1 protein-coding gene is annotated in these 1,284 nt (G+C 70.6%); it reads right to left on the reverse strand.

Going from position 1 to position 1,284, the window contains the following annotated elements:
* Positions 1 to 1,284 (reverse strand): LysM peptidoglycan-binding domain-containing protein (locus tag EBB59_RS14035; RefSeq protein WP_170156566.1); only part of this gene is annotated, 1,284 nt, incomplete at both ends.

Here is a 1,284-nt window from a genome sequence, read left to right on the forward strand (position 1 = left end):
CGCATTCCCCAGCGCATTCCCGAACGCGTCCGCCGCCAGGTCGCCGTAGTCGATACCCCCTCGTTGCGCCCCCAGCGCTTGCCGGCTGTGCGCCGTCACCACGTTCCCGATCATCCCCGTCGCCAGGTCGTTCCAGAACTTGCCCGTCCCACCTGGTGCTCCGCTCGTCGTCTGTTCAAGCCCCAGTCTACTCCCCACGCCCCGCGTCAACACAGCTCCCACCGTGTTCGCCGCCATGCTCCGCCAACTGAAGCTCGCTGCCGCCCCCACCGCACGGCTCGCCGCGTAGTTCGACACGTTGCCCACGATCGCGTTCGCCGCCACCCGCGCGTACGACGACGACGACAGGCTCTGCGTGAACGCATTCCCCGCCTGGCCCACGTAGCCGCCCCAGCCCGCCGTCGCCCAGGCCGTCAGACCTGACACCGCCGCCTGGCGCCAACTGAAACTCCCATACCCCGATACGCTCCCCAGCGCTTGGCTCACCACACTCCCCGTGAACGCCCCCACGCCCGCCGCCACCGCGCCCGCCGCCCCATAGCCCCCCGCCAATACGCTCGCCCCCACCGACAGCGTGCTCCCCGCCGCCGCCGTTCCCGCCACCGCCCCCGTCGCGCTCGAGGCCGCCCCCAGCCAGCCCGCCGCCACACCCGCCGTGTAGATCGTCACCACCACCGCGATCGCCACCAGAATCACCTTCGCCAGCGTCGCGCACGCCTTCTTCTTCGGCGGCGGTGGAATGTAAGGCAGTGTCGGCGCTGTGTTGCCGATCGCGTCGTTCGGGTTGAACGGCTCGAAGGTGTTGGCGTCGCTCGCCGTCATCCGCACGTTCGGCGCCCGCAGGCTGCCGCCCGGCGTGGGCGGGCTCAGCCCGTCCAGCCCGTTGGCCTCCGCCAGCACGTACCAGTAGCGGGCGTCGCCATAGACCCGTTGCGCCACCTGCCGCAAGCTTTCCCCGGGCTGCACTTGCACCGTGATGTCCCCGGTCTCGCTGGCTTCGAACCCGGTCAGGTGCGCCAGCACCTCGGTCTTGCCGTCCGCCTTGCCCGTCGCCACGTGGCGGCCGTTGGCGTAGGCGTAGGTCTCGGTGTACTGGCGCGCCTCGGCGCTCTGGTTGAAGCGCCCGCCCAGGCTCATCGTGCCCTGGATCCGGCGCAGCAAATTGCCTTCGCCGTCGTAGGCGAAGTAGCGCACACGGTCGTCGAGCTGGTCGCGCTTGTCGAACTTCGGTGTCTGCTCGCGCAGCACCGTGCGCCGGCCCCAGGCGTCGTACTCGCTGGACGT

Source organism: Solilutibacter pythonis, assembly GCF_003697345.1.
GTDB lineage: Bacteria > Pseudomonadota > Gammaproteobacteria > Xanthomonadales > Xanthomonadaceae > Solilutibacter > Solilutibacter pythonis.